The sequence below is a fragment of the Micromonospora hortensis genome (assembly GCF_022230935.1).
GTDB lineage: Bacteria > Actinomycetota > Actinomycetes > Mycobacteriales > Micromonosporaceae > Micromonospora > Micromonospora hortensis.
Genome location: NZ_JAKKFE010000003.1, coordinates 38,843 through 58,605 on the forward strand (window position 1 = coordinate 38,843; position 19,763 = coordinate 58,605).

Sequence of the window (19,763 nt, forward strand, 5' to 3'; positions counted from 1 at the left end):
ACATGTTCGCATGACGCCCGGCCAGTGCGGCGGTGAGCTGCGCGAACGCCGGTCAGTCGAGGCAGAACTCGTTGCCCTCGGGGTCGGCCATGATGAGATGACCGGCGCCCAACGGGGGAGTGGGCTCGTGCCGACTGAGCCGCCTGGCGCCATGTGAGGCGAGCCGCTCGGCCTCCGCCTCCAGGGCCGCCATCCGTTCGTCACCCTCCAGCCCGGGGGCCGCGCGTACGTCGAGATGGACGCGGTTCTTCACCTGCTTGTGCTCCGGCACCCGCTGGAAGAACAGCCGTGGTCGCGAGCCCTCGGGGTCGACCACCGCCGACGCGTCGTTGCGGTTCTCCGGCGGGACACCCATCGCCTCCAACGCCTGGTCCCAGGACTCGAAGTTCCCGGGTGGGGCCTGCACCTGATAGCCGAGCGCCTCGGCCCAGAACGTGGCCAACCCCGCCGGGTCGGCGCAGTCGAACGTGATCTGGACGTCGCGGGTCACGGCGGATCCCTGCTTCCTGTTCTGGTCGGTCATGATCCCAGCCTCTCGCTGATAGCGGACAGGGATGTTCCGCTATCAGTGCAACGATCGACTGGTGACCGTCGAGGCGACGACCGAGCGGGTGCTGCGCCTTCTGGCGCTGCTGCAACGACGTCTGTCCTGGACAGCCGCCGAACTCGCCGCCGAGCTGGGGGTCACCGGCCGCTGCGTGCGCCGCGACGTGCAGCGTCTGCGGACACTCGGCTACCCGGTGCACGCGGTGTCGGGCATCGGCGGCGGCTACCAACTCGGTGCCGGCACCCGGCTGCCGCCGCTGCTCCTCGACGACGAGGAGGCGATCGCCACGGCGGTGTCTCTGCGGCTCGCCTCCGGGGGCACTGTCGCCGGGGCGAGCGAGGCCGCGCTGCGGGCCCTCGCGAAGCTCGACCAGGTGATGCCGTCGCGGCTCCGCGCCGAGGTGCGGGCGGTGCACGGCTCCACCGACACCCTCATCGGCCCGGTCGCCGAGATCGACGCGGAGCTGCTGGTGACACTCGCCCGCGCCTGTCGGGACGGGGTACGCGTTCGATTCCACTATCCCGGCCGGGACGCTGGTGAGCGGGAACGGACGGTCGAGCCGATCCGGATGGTCACGACCGGCCGCCGCTGGTATCTGATGGCCTGGGACGTCGACCGCGCCGACTGGCGGACGTTCCGGCTGGACCGGATGCGGGCGGCGGTGGCGACGACCTGGCGTTTCGCGGCCCGCGAGCACCCGGATCCGGTCGCCTTCGTGCAGCGGGCCGTGACCGGTGCGCCGTACCGCTACCTCGCCCGGGTGCGGGTGCACGCCCAACCGGAGCGGTTGCGGGAGGTGGTCCCACCACAGGTGGGGCGGGTCGAGGACGACCGCGACGGATGGTGCGTGCTGGTCGTCGGCGGCGACGACCTGGACTGGCTCGCCGCGCACCTCGCCCGCCTGGATCACGAGATGGAGGTGCTGGAGCCTCCCGAGCTGCGCGAGGCCGCAGGCCGGCTCGCCCGTCGCCTCGCGGCGCTGGCCGGTGCGACGTCGGAGCCCGGCGCGCGGTGACGCAGCGTGTAGTGGCGCAGCGACACCGGGCTGCCGTCGGAAGCGGTCCATGGTGCCGTGCTGGTGCCGACACACCGCCATCCTGCGCGCTCGTACAGCGCGGCGGCGGCGGTGCCACCGCCGGCCAACTCCAGCACCAGGTCCGTTGCGCGTTTGTCCGCCCACTGGCGGGCCCGGTCCAGCAGCGCGCTGCCCAGCGCCGACCCACGGGCTCTCGGCGCTACGAAGAGACGAGCCACCTCGGCCGTCGGTCGGCCGGGCGGCCCGTCCACCTGATCGGGGATCCGGTGTACCGCGACGTGTCCGACGACGGCCGCGTCGGCGTCGACGGCGACCCAGGCTCGCGCCGGGTGCGGCTCGCGCAGCCAGCGGTGCGGGTCGGTAGGCCAGTTCAGCGGGTACCCGTCGACCCGGTGAACCTCGGCGAGCGCCGCGACGCAGCCGTCCAGGTCGGTGGCACGCCGCCGACGGATAGCGGGTCGGTTCACAGGTCGTCGAACGGGCCGGCGTAGCGGAACTCGCCCCGGATCGACTCGCGCCACGCGTGCGACGGCCGAGCCATGAAGTACTGCGGCCCCCACGGCTGCGGCGGGGTGACGCCCAGCTCGACGGCCGGCCGGAACCCGAAGCGCGGGTAGTAGTCGGGATGCCCGAGCAGGACCACCAGGGGTTCGTCCCGCGCGTCGGCAGCGCCGAGCACCGCGTGCATCAACGCACTGCCGACCCCTCGTCGCTGCCAGCTGGGCAACACACCCAGCGGCCCCAGGCCCAACGCCACCGGCGCACCGCCCACCCGGCCGCGGGTGGCCACCACGTGCCCCACCACCTGGCCGTCCGAATCGGTCGCCACCAGGGAGTACGCGGGCAGCCAGCCCTCGTCGGCGCGCAGCGCGTCGACAAGGGTCGCCTCGACCGGCACGCCGTCACCGCCGTCGGCCTTGGCGAAGGCTGCGCAGTGCACCGCCCGAATGGCGTCGACGTCGGCGGGTGTCTCGCGTCTGATCAGCACCGCGCCACCATAGACGCGGCGTGTCGCCAGCTCCACGCGTTTATGGCGGCGCTTCGCGGACATGGCGGGAAAACGCTTGATGTCTGTGAGTCATCACGATGCCGCACGGTCATCAAGCCGATCCGCGATCGGGGCTTGCGACCCGAGCGACCGTGGCCCGGCCGCGGCATGCAGGCTGCCCCGGGCCTGGGACCCCTGTCCACGCTGGCTGGGCGGGCGCGATCTCAGCCGACGGCGGTGGCGGAGGGCGGGGCGCTGCCGCCCTGGGGTGCCTCCGGGGCCATCAGTCGGATGATCTCCGCCTGGTCGGCGGGTGAGGGCAGTCCCCATTCCGGCCGGTAGCCGTACACCTGGTGCAGTGGGGTGGAGCCGGTGCGGCCGTCCAGGATCTCCACGGCGTCGGTGCCGATCAGGCCCGGATGTTCGACGCCGCAGGCCTCGGCGACCTTGGTCAGGTCCCGGCGCAGCGTCCGCAGGTAGTTGGCTGCCCGGACCGACTTCAACGTCGGGTCCAGGCCCCGGGAGAGCCACGCGTTCTGGGTGGCGACGCCGGTCGGGCAGGTGTCGGTGTGGCACTTCTGCGCCTGGATGCAGCCGATCGCCAGCATCGCCTCCCGACCGACGTTGATCAGGTCACAGCCGAGCGCGAACGCCACTATGGCGTTGTCTGGCAGGCCGAGCTTGCCGCCGCCGACGAAGACCACCTGTTCGTGCAGGCCGTGCTCGGCGAAGATCTTGTAGACCCGGGAGAAGCCCTGCTGGAACGGGAGCGACACCGAGTCGGTGAAGATCAGTGGTGCGGCGCCGGTGCCGCCCTCGCCGCCGTCGATCGTCACGAAGTCCACACCCCGGCCGGTGTCCCGCATCAGGGTGGCCAACTCCTGCCAGAAGCTCAGGTCACCGACCGCCGACTTGATGCCGACGGGCAGTCCTGTCTCGGCGGCCAGCAGCTCCACCCAGTCGAGCAGGCTGTCGCAGTCGGAGAACTCGGCGTGCCGGGACGGGCTGACGCAGTCCTGACCGGCCGGGATGCCCCGGGTGGCGGCGATCTCGGCGGACACCTTCGCCCCGGGCAGCAGCCCACCGAGGCTCGGCTTGGCGCCCTGGCTCAGCTTGATCTCCAGCGCCCGCACCGGTGCGCCGGCGACCAGGTCCTTCAGCCGGTCGAGGCTGAACCGACCGTGCTCGTCGCGGCAGCCGAAGTACGCGGTGCCGAGTTGGAAGACCAGCTCACCGCCGTTGCGGTGGTACGGCGACAGGCCACCCTCGCCGGTGTTCTGCAGACAGCCCGCGAGCGCCGCCCCCTTGTTGAGCGCGGTGATGGCGTTGCCGGAGAGCGAGCCGAAGCTCATCCCGGAGATGTTGACGACTGACTCCGGTCGGAACGCCCGGGCGCGTCCCCGTGCGGCGCCGAGCACCTTCGCGCTGGGCAACCGCACGTCGTGACCGGCGGTCGGTGACGACGACGGCACGGCACGGCCGAACGTACGGTGCTTGATGATCGGGTACCCGGGGGTGTACTCGATGTCGTTGTCAGTGCCGAAACCGAAGTAGTTGTTCTCCTGCTTGGCCGACGCGTACACCCAGCGGCGCTGGTCGCGGGTGAACGGCCGTTCCTCGTTGTTGCCGGCCACGATGTACTGCCGTAGCTCCGGCCCGATCGTCTCCAACAGGTAGCGGGCGCGGCCGAGGACCGGGAAGTTGCGCAGCAGCGCGTGGTCGCGCTGGATCAGGTCCCGCGCGGCGAGGGCCGCGACGGCGGCGGCGACAGCGGGTACGGCTCGACGGGCCCAGGTCATGCCCGGGGTTCTTTCCGCCCGGGCGGCGGATCAAACCGGTGAGCTGGCTGGTGGCGGTGCGGGTGCGCCCCGCACCGCCACCACGCGCTCAGCGGTGCCGGAACGACTCGCGGACCGATCCGCCGACGATCGTGCACCACGTGCTCGTGCTGAGCTTGCCGTTGCGGGGCAGACCGTGCAGCGCCTGAAGGTCCTGCACCGCCCTCCGGGTGGCGTGGTCGTACGCCCCGGTGACGGTGACCGCGTACCCCTTGGTGGCGAGGATTTCCTGCACGGCCGTGACCGGCGCTCCGGTGGCGTGCTGGTCCAGCTCCGGAGCGAGGGTCTCCCAGGTCGGCGTGGTGAGCGTGGCGTCCACGTCCACAGCGATGCCGTTGCGGGCCTGCCAGTCCTGCACCGCCGCGACGGTCGCGGCGTCGAACGTGCCGCTGACGGTCACCGGGTAGCCCCGGTAGGCGAGCAGGTGCTGCACCACCCGGACCGAGGGGGAGTTGACGAAACGCCACAGGTCCGGCCAGCGGCGCGCCGGCACGTCACCGAGCTTGGTGCCCAGGGCGGCGTGCACCCGCCGCCGCAGCTCGGGGAACTGCCGGTAGAAGGCCGCGCCCGGGCACTCGGTGGTGCGGAAGTCCCAGTGGCCGAAGATGTCGTGCGCGTGCAGCCCGTACTGCCGGCAGATCGCGACGCAGAGCTTGACCAGCGAGTCGGTCAACGCTTCGGGTGGCGTCTCGGTGACGTAGGTGCCCTCGTTCTCGATGCCGATGGCCCGGCCGTTCTCACCCGGGCAGTGCGCCGAGATCATCTGCCGGTCGCCGGCTTCGAGGCGCTCCAGGCTGCCCCGGCGACCCTCCAGCACGTACCCGCCACGGCTGACAGTGAAGTGCTGGCCGGTGTCCGACCAGCCGTTGCCGTCCATGTGCAGGTCCTGGCAGTCGTGGGCCAGCTTGACCGCCTGCTCGCGGGAGTAGTCGGTGACGTTCGGGAACGCCATGTGGTGCACGATGATCTTGTTGGTGGCGATGGCGCTCACCGACAGCGGGTCCTTCGGCGGGCGGGCGGCCCACTCGTCACAGCTGATGATCCAGTCCAGGTCGGTGCCCGGCGCGGCCTGCGCCGCGCCTGGGAAGGCGAGTTCGCTCCCGACGACGGCGACCGTGGCGGCGCCGAGACCGGCCCGCAGCAGCGTCCGGCGATCCACTTCGGAATGGTCGACGTGCATTGCATCTCCTCCTGCGGCCGACGGCGGGGGGATGAAAAGTAGCTCCAGTGGCCGCACGTACTCCGGAGAATATTGCCAAGACTCGCCCGCGCGCTAGAGGGCGCCCACCCCCAACGGGCAGCCGGAAAACCAGCCGGCGAAAAGATCAACGATCCGCTAACCTGGCCGCTGACTCGGGGGTGGAAGATGAAACTTGGTGAGGCGCTGACCGAACGCGCCGAGGCGGCACGACGGGTCGAGCAGCTGCGGACCCGGATCAACGGCAGCGCCCGGTACCAGGAGGGCGAGCTGCCTCCGGAGGACGCCACTGTGCTCATGGCCGAGCTGGACCAGGTCCTCGACAACCTGGAGACGCTGATCCGGCGCATCAACCGGACCAACGCCACGGTGTCGGTCGACGACCTCGGAACGCTCACCGACGCGTTGGCCCGGCGGGACGTCCTGCGACTGCGGCACGCGGCCATCACGGCGGCCGCCGACGCCGCCGCCGGTAGCGGCCGTGGTCACCCGGCCCGGCAGCTCCGCTCCGAGCTGAAGATGCTCGCCGCGTTGCCGGTCGCCGAGCTTCGGGAACGCGCCGACGGGCTCGCCGGGCAGCTCCGCGAGCTCGAGGTGCGGATCCAGCGCACCAACTGGGAGGCTGACCTGCTGGACTGAGTGACTCCAGCAGCGATGTGGAGCAGGTAGCCGTTGTGGAGGCGTGTACACACAGGTCCGGGCTGTAACCCCGGCACCCTTCTTGGCGCGCGGTGGGCAGCGCGGGGTTCGACTCCCCAGGCACAGTGCAGCCCAGCACCGAGGACAGGTAACACCGCAACACGCACACCTCATCACCACGTACAGATCCTCGACGGCGAGGGCGGGTTCGGGGCACTCCACATCCGCGCGGCCGCGTGCTGTTCGCTCACCAGCACTCCGGTCGTGAGGGGCGACCCCGCCTGGTCGGCGTTTCCGCGCGTCGGGTCGGGGGTAGGTCCGGGGCTGACCGTTCCGGCTGCCCCACTTAAGGAATGACCAGATGAGTGACAACGTCAGCGACGCGGTGGGCGACGCTCTCCGCTCGGTGATGCTCTTCCTGCCCAAGGCCGTCGCCTTCCTGGCGATCCTGGTGGCCGGATGGCTGATCGCCAAGGCCGTACTGAAGATCGTGGAGAAGGTCCTCGAACGGGTGGGTTTCGACCGCGCCGTCGAACGCGGCGGCATCCGCCGCGCGTTGAGCCGCTCCCGGTACGACGCCAGTGACATCGTCGCGAAGCTCGTCTACTACGCGGTGCTGCTGTTCACCCTTCAGCTCGCCTTCGGCATCTGGGGGCCGAACCCGATCTCCGACCTGCTCGGCGCGGTGATCGCGTGGCTGCCCCGCGCCTTCGTCGCGATCGTCATCGTCGTGGTCGCCGCCGCCATCGCCAACGCGGTCAAGGACATCATCAGCGGCGCGCTCGGTGGCCTGTCGTACGGCCGGGTGCTGGCCACCATCGCCTCGGTGTTCATTCTCGGTCTCGGTGTCATCGCGGCACTGAACCAGATCGGTGTGGCCACCGCGGTCACCACTCCGGTGCTGATCGCCGTGCTGGCCACGATCGGCGGCGTCCTCGTCGTCGGTGTCGGTGGCGGTCTGATCCGTCCGATGCAGAGCCGCTGGGAGTCGTGGCTGACCCGCGCCGAGCAGGAGTCGCAGCTGATTGCCGAGCACGCCCAGGCGTACCGCGCCGGTCGCCGCGACGCCGAGGCCGAGTTGGCCCGTCGGTCGGCCACCACCAGCGGCGCGGAGGCCACCCAGGTGGTGACCCGACCCGCCGACGCCGACGCCACCCAGGTGGTGACCCGGCCCACCGACCCGGAGGCCACCCAGGTCGTCCACTTCCCGGTCAGCTCCGATGCCACCCAGGCCGTCAATCGCGGTGCCCTCGACGACGTGACGCCGACGCCGGCCCGACCGTCCGCGACCGACGACACGACTCAGGTGGTCAGCGGCTCGGCCGACTCGGACGTCACGCAGGTGGTGGGCACCAACGTCGACCCCGGCGCCACCCAGGTGGTCACGGGCGGCACCGACCGCGCGGTGCCCGGGCAGCGCACCAGCGACGACAGTGAGACCACCACTGTCATCCCGCCGGTCGACCGGCGCTGACACCAGCGGTACGGCGGCGGGGCGGGATCGATCTGATCCCGCCCCGCCTCTCGTTGTCCGCCCCCGCCTCGCTCACCTGGCACGGTTCGCGCTGCTCGGCACGCCGAAAGCGCTGGCCGGGGCCGCGCGGGTTGTCTAGCATCGCGGGCATGACCTGGCGACATTGATCCAGCAGCGTCGGCCGATCCCGTGGGCCACCACGGGCACCGCACGTCCGGTGTCCGTCTCCACTCCCACGGGAAGGCCCCATGATCCTCATCGCTCCGCGCGTGCCCGAGCCGGCGGTCCGTCGGCTGACGGCGACCCTCTACGGGTACGCGTTCCTCAGTGACCTCGTCCTGCTCTACCCGCTGTACGTGGTGTTCTTCGCCGACACCGGGCTGTCGGTGGGGCAGATCGCGTCGCTCTTCGTCATCTGGTCCGCCGCCGGCATCCTGTTCGAGGTGCCCTCCGGCGCCTGGGCCGACGTGGTGTCCCGCCGGCTGCTGCTGTGCCTCGCCCCGCTGGTGGCCGCCGCCGGTTTCGCGCTCTGGGTGCTGCTGCCGTCGTACCCGGCGTTCGCTGTCGGTTTCCTGCTCTGGGGCGCTGGTGGCGCACTGGTCTCCGGTGCGTTGGAGGCGTTGGTCTGGACCGAGTTGGACCGGCTCGGCGCGGTCGGCCGGTACGCCCGGGTGCTCGGGCGGGCGCGGACGGCGGGTGTGCTGGGCGTGGTGGTCTCTGGAGTGCTCGCCGGCCCGGTGCTCGCCGTCGGCGGGTACCCGCTGGTCGGCGCGGCCAGCGTGCTCGCCTGCGTGCTCGCCACGATCGTCGCCATCCGCTTCCCGGAACACCGCGCGCCGGGCGCCGCAGCCGCCCCGGTCGCCGAGCCGGCGATGGCCGCCCGGCCGGTGGGCGCCGCACCACCGGGGCCGGACGAGCCGGACACCGCCCTGCCCGCGAGCCCGGACGACGACGGTGACCTGGGGTGGTGGGACACGCTGCGGGCCGGGGTGTCGCAGGTCCGCACCCGTCCGCCGGTACGGGCCGCCGTGCTGCTGGTGGCCGTGGTCGCCGCCGACTGGGGTGCCCTGGACGAGTACACCCCGCTGCTGGCCCTGGACACCGGCGTCGGGGCGCAGGCCGTACCCCTGCTGCTCCTGCTGCTCTGGGCCGGAGTGACAGTCGGCGGGCTGCTCGCCCCGGCGGGGGAGCGGCTGGGTAGCCGAGGGTACGCCGCACTGCTGGGGCTGGTCGGCGTCGCGCTCGCCGGAGGTGCCCTGCTCCGGCACCCGGCGGGGTTCGTGCTGCTCGCGGTGGCCTTCGGCGCCGCGCAGTTGGCCACCGTGCTGGCCGACGCGCGGCTCCAGGCCCGGATCACCGGCACCAGCCGCGCCACCGTCACCTCCCTGGCCGGGATGGCCACCGACGTGCTGATCATCGTGACGTACGCCGGCTACGGTCTGCTCGCCACGACGGCCGGCAACGCGGTGGCGTTCGCGCTGACCGCCGGGGCGTACCTCGTGGTGGCGCTGGTGCTACTGACCCACCGCCGGCGCCGGACGGCCGTGCCCACCGGCGTGGCCGCGGCCGTGCCGGGCGGGGCGGACTGACCGCGGCCCGGCGGCGGCCCGAGGAGGCCGCCGCCGGGCCGCACTGTCAGCCGGCCAGGTGCAGGAACGACCACTGGTGGCCGTCGAGGTCGCGGAAGCCGCGCATGTACATCGGCCCGTTGGCCATCCCCGGCCCGAGCGACTCCCCGCCGGCGACCGCCGCCTGGTCGACGAGTTCGTCGACCTGCCGTCGGCTCGGCGCCGACAGCCCGACGATCACCTCCCGGCTGGTCGCCGTGTCCGGCGTGGCGACCCCGGTGTACGCCTCGAAGCCCGAACGGAGGTGCAGCACCAGCCGGGTGGTGTCGGAGATGGTGAGCACCATGCTGTCGCCGTCCGGCTCGGCCTGGTCGCTGGTGAAACCGATTGCCCGGTAGAACTCGGTAGCGGTGGTGAGGTCGCGCACCGGCAGGTTGATGAATGTCATGGTCATCGGTGGTCTCCATCCGTCTCGAGCAACACCTTCAGCACGGCGAGCCGGTCCCTCCAGTACGCCTTCAGCTCCGCGGCCTGCTCGGCTCCGGTCAGCTTCTCGTGCAGGACGCTGACCCGGGCCTTTGACTCGCCGACAGCGTCGATGCCGACGACGATCCTGGTGGGGCCCCCGGCCCAGTCGGCGCGGAAGCTGCGCGGCGCGGTGGCGGTGCGGACACGCACCTCGACGTCGGGCAGCCAGCGGGCGCGTGCCGTGTCGTCGGCGAACGCCTCGAACAGTCGCAGTGCCGGCACGGCAACCGTCCGGCTCGCGCTGGCCTCGAAGCCACCGCCACGCCGTTGACCCGGCGCGCGCAGGCCGCGTGCCTGCTCGTACCCGACGGTGACGGTCTGTGCCCACCAGCCCGGCACCTCGTGTTCGGTGGCGAGGTGACGGGCGATCCGGGTGTGCGTCCACTCGGTGGCGGACGCGGCGTCGAGCACTGCGAACCACTCGTCCCAGCCACGGCCGGTCCGGGCGCGGATCAGGTCGTCGGCGATCCGCTCGGTCTGCGCGGCGGCAGCCGAGGCGGTCGGTTCGGTGGGTGCTGGAGGGGACGCGGCGGTGGACGCCGGCTCGACGGTCCGACTGATCAGGTGCCGGCGGGCGGTGGTGTAACTCTCGCCGGTCTTCTCCATCCGGGCACGGACCCGGGCCTTGAACGATCTCTGGGTGGTCATCACATGCTCCCGGTCAACGGCACGGTCACCGGGACTCACGCTCCCGCCGACCCCGCCGGAGTGGGGCATGTGGCACCACGTCCCGAGGGCTCAAGGCCCCCTTTGCCTCCGCGTTGCCGACGGCGTGAGCGCCGGGAGGGAGGTGCGGCGCAGGACTACGCCGACGTCATCCTACGCCCGAACGGCCGTCAGGGTTGGTCACCGTCGAGGTAGACCCACCGGCCGTCCTCGCGGACGAACCGGCTGTGTTCGGTCAACGTGCCGGGCCGGCCCGCGTCCCGGTAGTGGGCGTGGAAGGTCACCGTGCCGGCGGCGTCGAGCAGGCCGCCCCGCTCGGTCTCCACGATCTCCAGTCGGGTCCACCGCTGCCCCGGGTCGAGCTCCAGGGAAGCGGGTCGGGTCGAGGAGTGCCAGCTGCGCAGCAGGTAACCGGTGTCGCCGAGGGCGAAGGCGCTGAACCGGGAGCGCATCAACGCCTCGGCCGTCGCGGGAGGTTCGCCGCCGTGCGCCGGCGCACAGCAGTCCGCGTACGCCCGGCCGGAACCGCACGGGCACACCCGCCCTGTCGTCGCGTTCGCCCGCCGACGTCCCGCACCCTTACCCACGTCGCCAATCCTGCCGCACCTGCTTCAGTCCAGTGGCACCGGCAGCGGCACCGGCCGCTTGGCCACCCGATCGTCGCCCGACGACTGGCCGCGCAGGTGCCGGACCACCCAGGGCAGCAGGTGTCGGCGGGTCCAGGCCAGCTCGGCGCCGAACACCTCACCGCGGCGCCGCCGTGGTGCCGGCGGCAACGGGCACGTCCAGGAGTCGTCGAACCCGGGTAGACCCGCCGTGTACGCCAGTGCGGCGGCGATCCGCTCATGCCCGGCGCTGTTGGCGTGCAGCCGGTCGTCGCTCCACAGCCGGGGATCGGAGGAGACCGGATGAGCGCCCAGGTCGAGGAGGGTGGCCCCGGTCCGCGCGGTGGCGGCCCGCAGCGCCTCGTTGAGCGCCAGCATGCGACCCCGCAACGGCCGGGCCAACGGCATCACGGGCGCCGGATCCGGCATCGTGAAGGTCAGCACGGTGGCCCCCTGCTCGACCAGTGCCTGCTGCATCGCCGCGACATCCCCAGCGACCTGGTCCGCGTCGAAGGAGGGGCGCAGCACGTCGTTCATGCCGGCGACCACCGTGGCCAGGTCGGGGGCCAGGTCGAGGGCGGGCTGGAGCTGCTCGGCGCGGATCAACGCGGTGGTCCGGCCACGGATGGCCAGGTTCGCGTATTCCAGACCGCCCTGGGCGCGGGCCACCGCCAGGGCGAACCGGTCGGCCCAGCCCCGGTAGCCGCCGACGCCGTCCGGGTCGTCGAGCCCTTCGGTGGTGCTGTCGCCGATCGCCACGTACCGCTGCCACATCACCCGCGCGAGGTTAGCCCTCCGTCAACTCAGGGGAACCGCCGGTCGGTCGAGAACGACAGTTGACGATCCTTCCTAGACTCGCGACATGACGCGAGCCCCTGCGGTGCCACTGGCCCCGAACGTCTGGCGTATCCCCACTGTGGGCCGCGCGGCCGTCAACTCGTACGCCTTCGTCGACGACGACGGCAGCGTCACGTTGGTCGACTGCGGGCTGGCCAAGGCACCGGCCCGGATCGTGCGCGGGCTCGCGGCGATGGGCAAGGTGCCGGCGGACGTCGTCCGTATCGTCCTCACCCACGCCCACCCCGATCACGCTGGCGGCGCTGCGGCACTGGCCCGCCGCACCGGGGCCCCGGTCGCGGCGCACGCCGCCGACGTGCCGTACGCGGAGGCGGGTCGCGCGCCGGTCAGCGACCCGACGGTGACCGGCGGCCGGCTGTTCGCCCGGCTCAACAGCGGCCGGTTTCCGGCGGTCGAGGTGGCCCAGCCGCTGGCCGACGGGGACCTGCTCGACGTCGGTGGTGGCCTGCGGGTGGTGCACACCCCCGGGCACTCGCCCGGGCACGTGTCGCTGCTGCACGAGCCGACGCGCCTGCTGATCACCGGTGACGCGTTGTTCAACATGGTCGGCATCCGGTGGCCGATCAAGTGGCTGTGCAGCGACTTCCAGATGACCAGGGAGACAGCGCACGTCCTCGGCGAGTTGGATTACGACCTCGCGGCCTTCACCCACGGCCCCGAGATGACCGACAAACCCCGCGACCGCATCCGCGCCTTCCTCTCCGCGTACCGTTGAGCAGCCCGTCGGCGGGCCTCACAGCCAGCCGGAGCGCCGGAACAGCCGGTACAGGAACAGGGCCGCCGCCGCCATCAGGGTGAGGGCCCCGGCGTAGCCGTAGCGCCAGGCCAGCTCGGGCATGTGGTTGAAGTTCATGCCGTAGATGCCGGCGATGCCGGTCTGGGTGGCCGCGATGGCCGCCCAGGCGGCGATCTTGCGCATGTCGTTGTTCTGCTCGACGGCGAGCTGCGCCAGTCGCGACTGGACGATCGAGGTGAGCAGGTCGTCGTACGCGGCCACCCGATCCACCGCCCGGCTCAGCCGGCCGTCGACGTCGACGAACCAGCGGTGCAGGGCACGCGGCGGTCCGTCGGGTTCGAGCAGGGTACGCATCGGCGCCTGCAACGGCAGGACCGCCCGTTTGAACTCCACCACCTCGCGTTTGAGCTGGTAGATGTGCTGGATGTCGGCCCTGCGGTCGCGGGCGAACACCGCCTCCTCGACCCGCTCCAGGTCCCGTTCCACGTGCCCGGCCACCTCCAGGTAGGAGTCGACCATGCGGGCGCAGACCGCGTACGCCACCGCCCACGGGCCGGCGGCCAGCAGCGAGGGGCGGCGCTCGATGTCGGCGCGGACGCTGCGCAGCGCACCGGCGGCGCCGTGCCGCACGGTGATGGCGAAGCGGTCACCGAGCAGCACCATGACGTCCCCGGTGTCGATCACCTCGGACGTGTCGGTCAGCTCGTCGTGCTCCACGTACCCGGCGGTGCGCAGGACCAGTAGCGTGACCGGCCCGTGGCGCTGCACTGTGGGCCGGTGCCCGTCGGCGAGCGCCTGTTCGACTGTCAGCTCGTCGAGGCCGAAGGTCTGGCCGACCGCGGCGAGCACCGCCGGGCCGGGATCGTGCAGTCCCAGCCACACGAAGGCGTCGCGGCCGTGTCGCGCCCGGGCGTACGCGTCGGCGTAGTGCTGTTGACCGGGCTCCCGGCGGCCGTTGACGTAGACGGCGCAGTCGACCACGGCGTCCGGGTTGGACCGGCGGGGGGTGGGGGAGTCGCCCTCGACCCGTCCGAGCAGTCGACGGGCCAGGGCGCGTACGCCCCGACCGGTCCGGTCCCGTACCGGTCGCTGATCCACCGCGTGCCTCCCCGTCGCCGGCGCACCGTCCCGATCAGGGGATGGTGCCACCGCATTCTGCCGACCAGGGTCCGGCTCCCGACAGCGGGGAGGCGGCGCGGGCTGCTCGGGCCAGCGGCTCGGTTCGGGCCTGTGGTCCGGATCGGGCGGGCGGCTCGGTTCAGGCGATGCGGGTGGCGAAGACGACGACGTTGTCGACGTAGTTGCCGGTCGTCGCGTCGAACCGGCCGCCACAGGTGATCAGGCGCAGCCCGGCGGCGTCCGCCGGGCCGTAGACCAGGGTGGTGGGGAAGTGCTCCTTGGGGTACGCCCGGACGTCGTCGACCGTGAACGTGGCGACCCGTGCGTCGGCGCGGGTGACCTGCACCTGCTGCCCGGCGCGGAGCCGACCGAGGTCGAAGAAGACCGCCGGGCCGGACGGCGCGTCGACGTGTCCCACCAGGACGGCGTTGCCGGTCTCACCGGGGCTGACCCCGTGTCGATACCAGCCGGCGAGGGTGGGCCGGTCCAGTGGCGGCACCTCCAGCACCCCGGCGGCGTCGGCGCCGACGGGGACGATGTCGGCTCGTAGGTCGATGGCGGGGATCTGCACCCGGACCGGCGCGGCGGGTGGCAGCGGAGCGAGGTCCGGTGCGGGGTGGGTGCGGGTCGGCGCGTCGGCCGACGGTCGTGGTGGCCGCGCCGGGTCGGCGGTGAGGCCGACGGTGATCAGCCCGAGCCCGGTCACGCCGAGCAGGGCGACCACTGCCGGTAGGGTCCGCCGCCACCACACGTGTGCACCTCCGTACCGGATCGTCGGGGTGCCCGCACCGGTGTCACCGGCGCGGGCACCCGTCTCAGGGATGGAACGGTCGCCGATCAGGCGACAGTGGACACCGGACGACGCCGGCGGATCAGGATCACCGCGCCGGCGAGGGCGGTGCCGAGCAGCGTGCCGCCGGCGGCGAGAGCGCCGGTGTCACGGTTGTCGCCACCGGAGCCGGCCGGCGCGCCGCCGATCGGGGTGACGGCGAAGGTGGCGGTGCCGGCCGAACTGCCGTCGCCGCAGGTCGCCGCGACCGTGTACGTGCCCAGGGTGAACCCGGCGGTGAAGAGCTCGGCGCTCAGCCCGCCGCCGGCGGCGGCCGTGGTGGATCGGACGTTCTGGTCGCGGTTGGGGCCGGTGACCCGGAAGAGGGCGTCACCCGACTTCGGGTTGCAGGTCGTCGCGGTGAGCACGACGGTCCCACCGACCGGGGTGGTGGCCGGTGACACGGTGGTGTCGGCCAGTGCGGCGCCTGGCAGCAGGAGCGTGCCGAGGCCCACGCCGAGCGCCGCCGAGCAGAGTGCTGTTGAGACCTTCATACGCGTCTTCCCTCACTTTTCGTCCGCTGACTGCGTGGGACGTCGTTCGGGTGGCCAACTCCGTGACTAGCACCGGTGTGCCCAACACTAGGTGGGTTGGGTCCTCGATCAGGTGAAAATGAGAAATCCTCGTTGCCGTCACGTGTCCACCCGAAGGCGGGGAGAGCTGCGGAAAGGCCCGGACGGCCCGACCGGCACCGGTGCTCCGATCGATGTCCATCCGGTCGGGCTGTCGCCGCTGTGTCGATGGCGAGGTATTGCCGCAGACGGCGGAAATGCACCGCCTGACCGCCGCGATCGACCGTCCGGGCCGGTCCAAGATCCGCACAAGAACAGGGATGTAGGTGCCTCGCGCGGTCCGGAGGCCACTACATCCCGGAAGTTGTTCGGATCTTGGACCAGGGCGCGTCTCGGGTCAGCGGGTCTCGGTCGGGTCGGGCATCGGCTCGCCGGTCTCCAGCAGGGTCTTGAGGCTGGCCATCAGCTCCGGCCAGCCGCCGCTGCCGTCGAGCTGGCCGCTGACCGCCCGGTGCATCTCACTGTCGGGGGAGAAGTCGTCGTGGATGACGGTCAGCCGGACGGTCGACCCGCTGTGCGGCTCGATCTCGAAGGTCACCGTCGACCGGCGCTCACCGAGCCGGGCGGCCAACTCCTCGGCGGTCCAGCCGAAGTGCTCGGCGTGCTCGGGTTGGAAGCCGTGCCAGCTGTAGGAGAGGCGACGGTACGGCTCGGCGACGAGCACCCGCTGGCCGAGGTCGCGCGGCTCGCCGTCCGGTGCGTCCTGCCACAGCACTGGTGACCCGACCTGCCAGTCCGAAACCAGAGCGACTCCACCCCAGTAGCGACGGGTGAACGCCGGATCGGTGAGCGCGGACCACAGTCGTTGCGCGGTGGTGGTGACGTAGGTGGTGTAGACGAAGGTCGGGCTCTCCATGGGTTGTCGCTCCAATGCGGTGGTCAGGTCGGCCAGGGTGGCGGCGCGCTCGCGGTCGTAGCGGCTGAGCCACCGGTCGGCGATGGCGTTGATCGGGGCGGCGTTGAGGTAGTGCAGCTTCTCTCGGCCGCGCCGCGCGGTCGTGACGAGGTGGGCCGCCTCCAGCACCGAGAGGTGCTTGCTGACTGCCTGTCGGGTGCCGGCCAGCCCGTCGCACAGCTCCCGCAGGGTCTGGCCGTTGCGCTCGTTGAGCCGGTCCAGCAGTTGACGCCTGCTGGGGTCGGCCAGCGCCCGGAACGCGTCGTCCATCGACCCTCCCCGCAACAGGCAATCATTCGGTTGCCTGTCAAGTTATGCAACCAACGGGTTGCCTGTCAATCTGGGCGTCGGTGGCGGCAGGTGACCGGGTGCGATCGTGTGGCAGCGTGGTGCGGGTGACCGACTCCGCGCCGCTCGACGTCGACCTCGCGCTGCTCGGTGGCGGCGGCGCCGCGTCGTTGCTGCTCGCCGCACTGGACCGGCACGGTGTCCGGGATCTGCGGATCGCCATCGTCGACCCGGTGCGCCGACGCGGTCAGGACCGCACCTGGGCGTTCTGGGGTCATCCCGACAGTGACCTGGACCCGCTGCTCAGCGCGAGTTGGCAGCAGGTCGAGGTGGCGACGGCGGCGCGACGCCGCGTCCTGGACCTCACCCCGCTGCGGTACGCCATGCTCCGCTCCGGCCCGGTCTACGACCGGGCTGCCGACGCCGAACGTCGCCTCGACGCCACCCGGATCGTCGCGCCCGCCGAGACGGTGCGCGACGACGGTGACCGGGTGCTGGTAGGCACCGGCGACGGGCACGGCGTACGGGCCGGCTGGGTGCTCGACTCCCGTCCCCGCCCGCCGACGCGAGCGGGGCGTACCACCTGGTTGCAGCACTTCCGGGGGTGGTGGCTGGAGGCGGACCGGCCGGTGTTCGACCCGACGCGTGCGGTGCTGATGGACTTCCGTACCCCGCAGCCGCCCCGGGGCGTCTCCTTCGGGTATGTGCTGCCGGTGAGCGACCGCTACGCCCTTGTCGAGTACACCGAGTTCTCGCCCGACCTGCTGACCGACGCCGGGTACGACGCGGCGCTGGCCGGCTACCGGGATCTGCTCGGGCTGGATCCGACCGGGCTGCGGGTGCGTGAGGTGGAGAACGGGGTGATCCCGATGACCGACGCGCCGTTCCCGGCCCGGCCCACCCCCCGCGTGGTCCGGCTCGGCACGGCCGGTGGCGCGACCCGTCCCTCCACCGGCTTCACCTTCTCCGCCATGTACCGGCAGGCCGACCAGGTGGCCCGCGCCCTCGCCGCGGGTCGCGCGCCGGTGCCTGAGCCGGCGTACCCGCGCCGGCACCGCTGGATGGACGCGGTGGCGCTGCGGGCGCTGGACCGGGGCGGGGTGGGCGGTCCCGAGTTCTTCGACCGGCTCTTCGACCGCAACCCGGCCGAGCGGGTGCTGCGCTTCCTCGACGGCGGCACCACTGCGGCCGAGGAGGTCGCGATCATGAATTCGACCCGGCTGTTGCCGATGATCGCCGCGACCGCCGGTGACGCCGCACACCGCGTCCGCGACCGGCTACGCCCCACCCGGCCCGCGCCGGCCATCCCACCCGCTGTGGTGGGTTCGACGCCGACGGCTCGGCGCGCCGGCCCCCCGAGCGGGGAGGACGACGTCAGCGCCCGGTAGGTTGCCGGGCATGGTGGACGCGGCGGCCGGCAGGGGCGTGCAGATCTGGACCGACGGGGCGTGCAGCGGCAACCCCGGTCCGGGTGGTTGGGGTGCGCTGCTGCGCTACGGCGATCACGAGCGGGAGCTGTGCGGCGGCGAGGCCACGCCCACCACCAACAACCGGATGGAGCTGATGGCGGCCATCCAGGCATTGGAGAGCCTGAACCGGCCGGTCACCGTGGAGTTGCACACCGACAGCACGTACGTGCGCAACGGGATCACCAGTTGGCTGGCGTCGTGGAAGCGCAACGGTTGGCGGACCGCCGCGAAGCAGCCGGTGAAGAACGCCGACCTGTGGCAGCGGCTGGAGGCGGCCTGCGAACGGCACGAGGTCACCTGGCTGTGGGTCAAGGGGCACAACGGTCACCCGGAGAACGAGCGGGCCGACGGGCTCGCCAACAAGGGCATGACCGAGGCCCGGGGCGCGCTGACCAGCCGCTGAGCCCCGGTCAGCGAGTGGAGTCGGGGTGCCCCGGCATGCTGGAACCTCCGCCGCTGCTGCCGGACGAACCACCGGCGACACCCGAGTTGTCGGGCTCGGTCACGATGTCCGGCCGGACGTCGGTGTCCGCCGGTGCGGGGACCTCGGTGTCCGCCTCGACCTGCACCAGTGGCGTTTGGCCGGCCTCGTCCTCGCTGTGCTGCGGGTCGCCCGGCTGCTCACCTTGACGATTTCGGTAGCCCACGCCGTGCCCCCCGTCGATGCCGGTCCGCGTCGGCGCTGGCTACCCGGCGTCGTCCCGGCCGAAACCTGACCCGCCGGCGGGGACCGTCGACCCGACCGTCTCGGCCTGCGGCGCAGCGGACGGCAGCCGCAGCGTCCGGCGGCGGCTGAGCGCGACGACCAGCGCCAGCGCGAGTGCGCCGACGACCACCAGGAACGCCCAGGTGTTACCGAGGTGGTCGTTGACCACGCCACTGGTCGCGGAGCCGGCGGCGATGCCGAGTTGCCCGGCCGTCTGCAACCACCCGTACGTCTCGGGCAGCCGGACCGCCGGGGTGGACCGGGCGAGGATCTCGTCGGTGACGGCGAGGAACGGTGCCAGCGCGAGACCGAAGACCGCCAGCGCGACGGCCATCTGCGGCACGCTGCGCGGCAGCAGCAGCGCCACCGAGGTGGCGGCCAGCGTGCCGAGCATCGTCAGGTACGCCGCCGCCGGGCTGCCGGGCCGCCCCCGGCTCGCCAGCAGCACGCCACCGGCCAGGCTGCCCACCGACCAGATGGTCACCAGCAGCCCGGCCTGGTCCGGGTGCCCGACGGTGGTGGCGAACGCGGGCACCAGCACCCACATCGCCCCGATGCCCATCATGTAGCCGACGTGGGTGCCGACGACGGTGCGGCGGGTGGCCTGGCCGGGCAGCGCGGATCCCTTCTCGCGAGGCTGCCGGTCGGCCTCGCGCGGTGGCAGCACGGCGACCATGCCGAGCAGCCCGATGCTGCCGATCACCGCGAAGGCGAGCAGCGCGGCAGTGGGTCCGCTGATCAGCAGGCTCAGTGTCACCGCCAGGGGGCCGCCCACGTAGAGCACCTCCTGCCCGACGGCGTTGACCGCGTACGCGCGGGCCAGCGCGGCGGGGGCGACGAGCCGGGCGAGTTGGGCGCGTCCGCTGCCGACCGCCGGTGGCGTGCTGAGCCCGGCCGCGGTGGCCAGCGCCACGAACGCCACCGGTTCGGTGGTGGCGGCCAGGCCGAGCAGGGCGAGCAGGTGGGCGAGGCCGGTGGCGAGCAGCACCGGCCGGGCGCCGAGCCGGCCCAGGAGTCGGCCGACCAGCGGCGCGGTGACCGCCAGCCCGATCCCGCAGCCGGCGCTGGCCACGCCGGCGGTGGCGAAGCTGCCGGTGTTCTGGTGACCGAGCAGCACGACGAGCAGTTGCCGCAGCGCGACCGGGAGCTGCGCCACCGTCATCAACATGATGAGCAACATCGCCCGGCGAGGTACATTCACAAG

22 protein-coding genes are annotated in these 19,763 nt (G+C 72.5%); 7 read left to right on the forward strand and 15 right to left on the reverse strand.

Features of this window, described 5'->3' with window-relative positions; all coding sequences use genetic code 11:
• Positions 1–52: 52 nt before the first annotated feature.
• Entirely contained in the window at positions 53–523 is a 471-nt protein-coding gene (locus NIE111_RS01785; RefSeq protein ID WP_238682725.1) for a VOC family protein, read from the reverse strand.
• Positions 524–554: 31 nt separating this feature from the next.
• On the opposite strand from NIE111_RS01785, the gene NIE111_RS01790 reads away from it, so the two are divergent.
• Positions 555–1,562 carry a helix-turn-helix transcriptional regulator gene (locus NIE111_RS01790; RefSeq protein WP_238682726.1) on the forward strand — a complete coding sequence of 336 codons (1,008 nt, stop codon included), beginning with the start codon at positions 555–557 and terminating at the stop codon, positions 1,560–1,562.
• On the opposite strand, the gene NIE111_RS01795 is transcribed toward NIE111_RS01790, so the two are convergent.
• The 4 genes from NIE111_RS01795 to NIE111_RS01810 all read right to left on the reverse strand — a co-directional run bounded on the left by NIE111_RS01795 (position 1,454) and on the right by NIE111_RS01810 (position 5,568).
• Positions 1,454–2,050, reverse strand: coding sequence for a GNAT family N-acetyltransferase (locus tag NIE111_RS01795; protein WP_238682727.1), 597 nt, complete (start codon positions 2,048–2,050; stop codon positions 1,454–1,456). The two genes, NIE111_RS01790 and NIE111_RS01795, sit on opposite strands and share 109 nt — an antisense overlap.
• On the reverse strand, positions 2,047–2,571 hold the full coding sequence (locus NIE111_RS01800; protein ID WP_238682728.1) for a GNAT family N-acetyltransferase: 525 nt from the start codon (positions 2,569–2,571) through the stop codon (positions 2,047–2,049). The genes NIE111_RS01795 and NIE111_RS01800 overlap by 4 nt, the downstream gene beginning before the upstream one ends.
• A 224-nt stretch (positions 2,572–2,795) precedes the next feature.
• Positions 2,796–4,370, reverse strand: a complete 1,575-nt coding sequence (locus tag NIE111_RS01805) for an FMN-binding glutamate synthase family protein (RefSeq protein WP_238682729.1) — start codon at positions 4,368–4,370, stop codon at positions 2,796–2,798.
• An 88-nt stretch (positions 4,371–4,458) separates the two neighbouring features.
• A complete protein-coding gene (locus tag NIE111_RS01810) occupies positions 4,459–5,568 on the reverse strand; it encodes a peptidoglycan recognition protein family protein (protein WP_238682730.1) in 1,110 nt (369 codons plus the stop codon).
• Positions 5,569–5,775: 207 nt separating this feature from the next.
• On the opposite strand from NIE111_RS01810, the gene NIE111_RS01815 reads away from it, so the two are divergent.
• The 3 genes from NIE111_RS01815 to NIE111_RS01825 all read left to right on the forward strand — a co-directional run bounded on the left by NIE111_RS01815 (position 5,776) and on the right by NIE111_RS01825 (position 9,309).
• Positions 5,776–6,246 (forward strand): DIP1984 family protein, encoded by a 471-nt coding sequence (locus NIE111_RS01815; protein ID WP_238682731.1) that lies wholly within the window; start codon positions 5,776–5,778, stop codon positions 6,244–6,246.
• A gap of 361 nt (positions 6,247–6,607) precedes the next feature.
• Complete coding sequence (locus NIE111_RS01820) at positions 6,608–7,720, forward strand: mechanosensitive ion channel family protein (protein ID WP_238682732.1); 1,113 nt, start codon at positions 6,608–6,610, stop codon at positions 7,718–7,720.
• A 248-nt stretch (positions 7,721–7,968) separates the two neighbouring features.
• Complete coding sequence (locus NIE111_RS01825) at positions 7,969–9,309, forward strand: MFS transporter (protein WP_238682733.1); 1,341 nt, start codon at positions 7,969–7,971, stop codon at positions 9,307–9,309.
• 46 nt (positions 9,310–9,355) lie between these two features.
• Here the strand turns inward: NIE111_RS01825 and NIE111_RS01830 are convergent, their stop codons facing one another.
• The 4 genes from NIE111_RS01830 to NIE111_RS01845 form a co-directional block, all read right to left on the reverse strand.
• Positions 9,356–9,742, reverse strand: coding sequence for a VOC family protein (locus NIE111_RS01830; protein ID WP_238682734.1), 387 nt, complete (start codon positions 9,740–9,742; stop codon positions 9,356–9,358).
• Complete coding sequence (locus NIE111_RS01835; protein ID WP_238682735.1) at positions 9,739–10,464, reverse strand: hypothetical protein; 726 nt, start codon at positions 10,462–10,464, stop codon at positions 9,739–9,741. The genes NIE111_RS01830 and NIE111_RS01835 overlap by 4 nt, the downstream gene beginning before the upstream one ends.
• 188 nt (positions 10,465–10,652) lie before the next feature.
• Positions 10,653–11,069: a YchJ family protein gene (locus NIE111_RS01840; RefSeq protein ID WP_238682736.1), complete on the reverse strand. Its 417-nt coding sequence runs from the start codon at positions 11,067–11,069 to the stop codon at positions 10,653–10,655.
• Positions 11,070–11,093: 24 nt separating this feature from the next.
• Positions 11,094–11,861 (reverse strand): SGNH/GDSL hydrolase family protein, encoded by a 768-nt coding sequence (locus NIE111_RS01845; RefSeq protein WP_238682805.1) that lies wholly within the window; start codon positions 11,859–11,861, stop codon positions 11,094–11,096.
• An 88-nt stretch (positions 11,862–11,949) separates the two neighbouring features.
• Between NIE111_RS01845 and NIE111_RS01850 the strand changes: the two genes are divergently transcribed.
• A complete protein-coding gene (locus NIE111_RS01850; protein ID WP_238682737.1) occupies positions 11,950–12,660 on the forward strand; it encodes an MBL fold metallo-hydrolase in 711 nt (236 codons plus the stop codon).
• Between the two features lie 18 nt (positions 12,661–12,678).
• On the opposite strand, the gene NIE111_RS01855 is transcribed toward NIE111_RS01850, so the two are convergent.
• The 4 genes from NIE111_RS01855 to NIE111_RS01870 form a co-directional block, all read right to left on the reverse strand.
• Positions 12,679–13,779 (reverse strand): magnesium and cobalt transport protein CorA, encoded by a 1,101-nt coding sequence (locus NIE111_RS01855; protein ID WP_238682738.1) that lies wholly within the window; start codon positions 13,777–13,779, stop codon positions 12,679–12,681.
• Between the two features lie 160 nt (positions 13,780–13,939).
• Positions 13,940–14,551: a class F sortase gene (locus tag NIE111_RS01860; RefSeq protein ID WP_238682739.1), complete on the reverse strand. Its 612-nt coding sequence runs from the start codon at positions 14,549–14,551 to the stop codon at positions 13,940–13,942.
• 86 nt (positions 14,552–14,637) lie between these two features.
• Entirely contained in the window at positions 14,638–15,123 is a 486-nt protein-coding gene (locus tag NIE111_RS01865) for a hypothetical protein (protein WP_091406610.1), read from the reverse strand.
• A 415-nt stretch (positions 15,124–15,538) separates the two neighbouring features.
• Positions 15,539–16,366 (reverse strand): ArsR/SmtB family transcription factor, encoded by an 828-nt coding sequence (locus tag NIE111_RS01870; protein WP_238682740.1) that lies wholly within the window; start codon positions 16,364–16,366, stop codon positions 15,539–15,541.
• Positions 16,367–16,491: 125 nt separating this feature from the next.
• On the opposite strand from NIE111_RS01870, the gene NIE111_RS01875 reads away from it, so the two are divergent.
• Both NIE111_RS01875 and rnhA read left to right on the forward strand, forming a co-directional pair.
• Complete coding sequence (locus tag NIE111_RS01875; protein ID WP_238682741.1) at positions 16,492–17,772, forward strand: lycopene cyclase family protein; 1,281 nt, start codon at positions 16,492–16,494, stop codon at positions 17,770–17,772.
• A 10-nt stretch (positions 17,773–17,782) separates the two neighbouring features.
• Positions 17,783–18,256 carry a ribonuclease HI gene (gene rnhA, locus NIE111_RS01880; protein ID WP_091406604.1) on the forward strand — a complete coding sequence of 158 codons (474 nt, stop codon included), beginning with the start codon at positions 17,783–17,785 and terminating at the stop codon, positions 18,254–18,256.
• Between the two features lie 7 nt (positions 18,257–18,263).
• Here the strand turns inward: rnhA and NIE111_RS01885 are convergent, their stop codons facing one another.
• Both NIE111_RS01885 and NIE111_RS01890 read right to left on the reverse strand, forming a co-directional pair.
• Entirely contained in the window at positions 18,264–18,500 is a 237-nt protein-coding gene (locus NIE111_RS01885; RefSeq protein WP_238682742.1) for a preprotein translocase YidC, read from the reverse strand.
• Positions 18,501–18,539: 39 nt separating this feature from the next.
• The gene (locus NIE111_RS01890) at positions 18,540–19,760 is read right to left on the reverse strand and encodes an MFS transporter (RefSeq protein WP_238682743.1); all 1,221 of its coding nucleotides are present in this window, start codon (positions 19,758–19,760) and stop codon (positions 18,540–18,542) included.
• Positions 19,761–19,763: the final 3 nt, after the last annotated feature.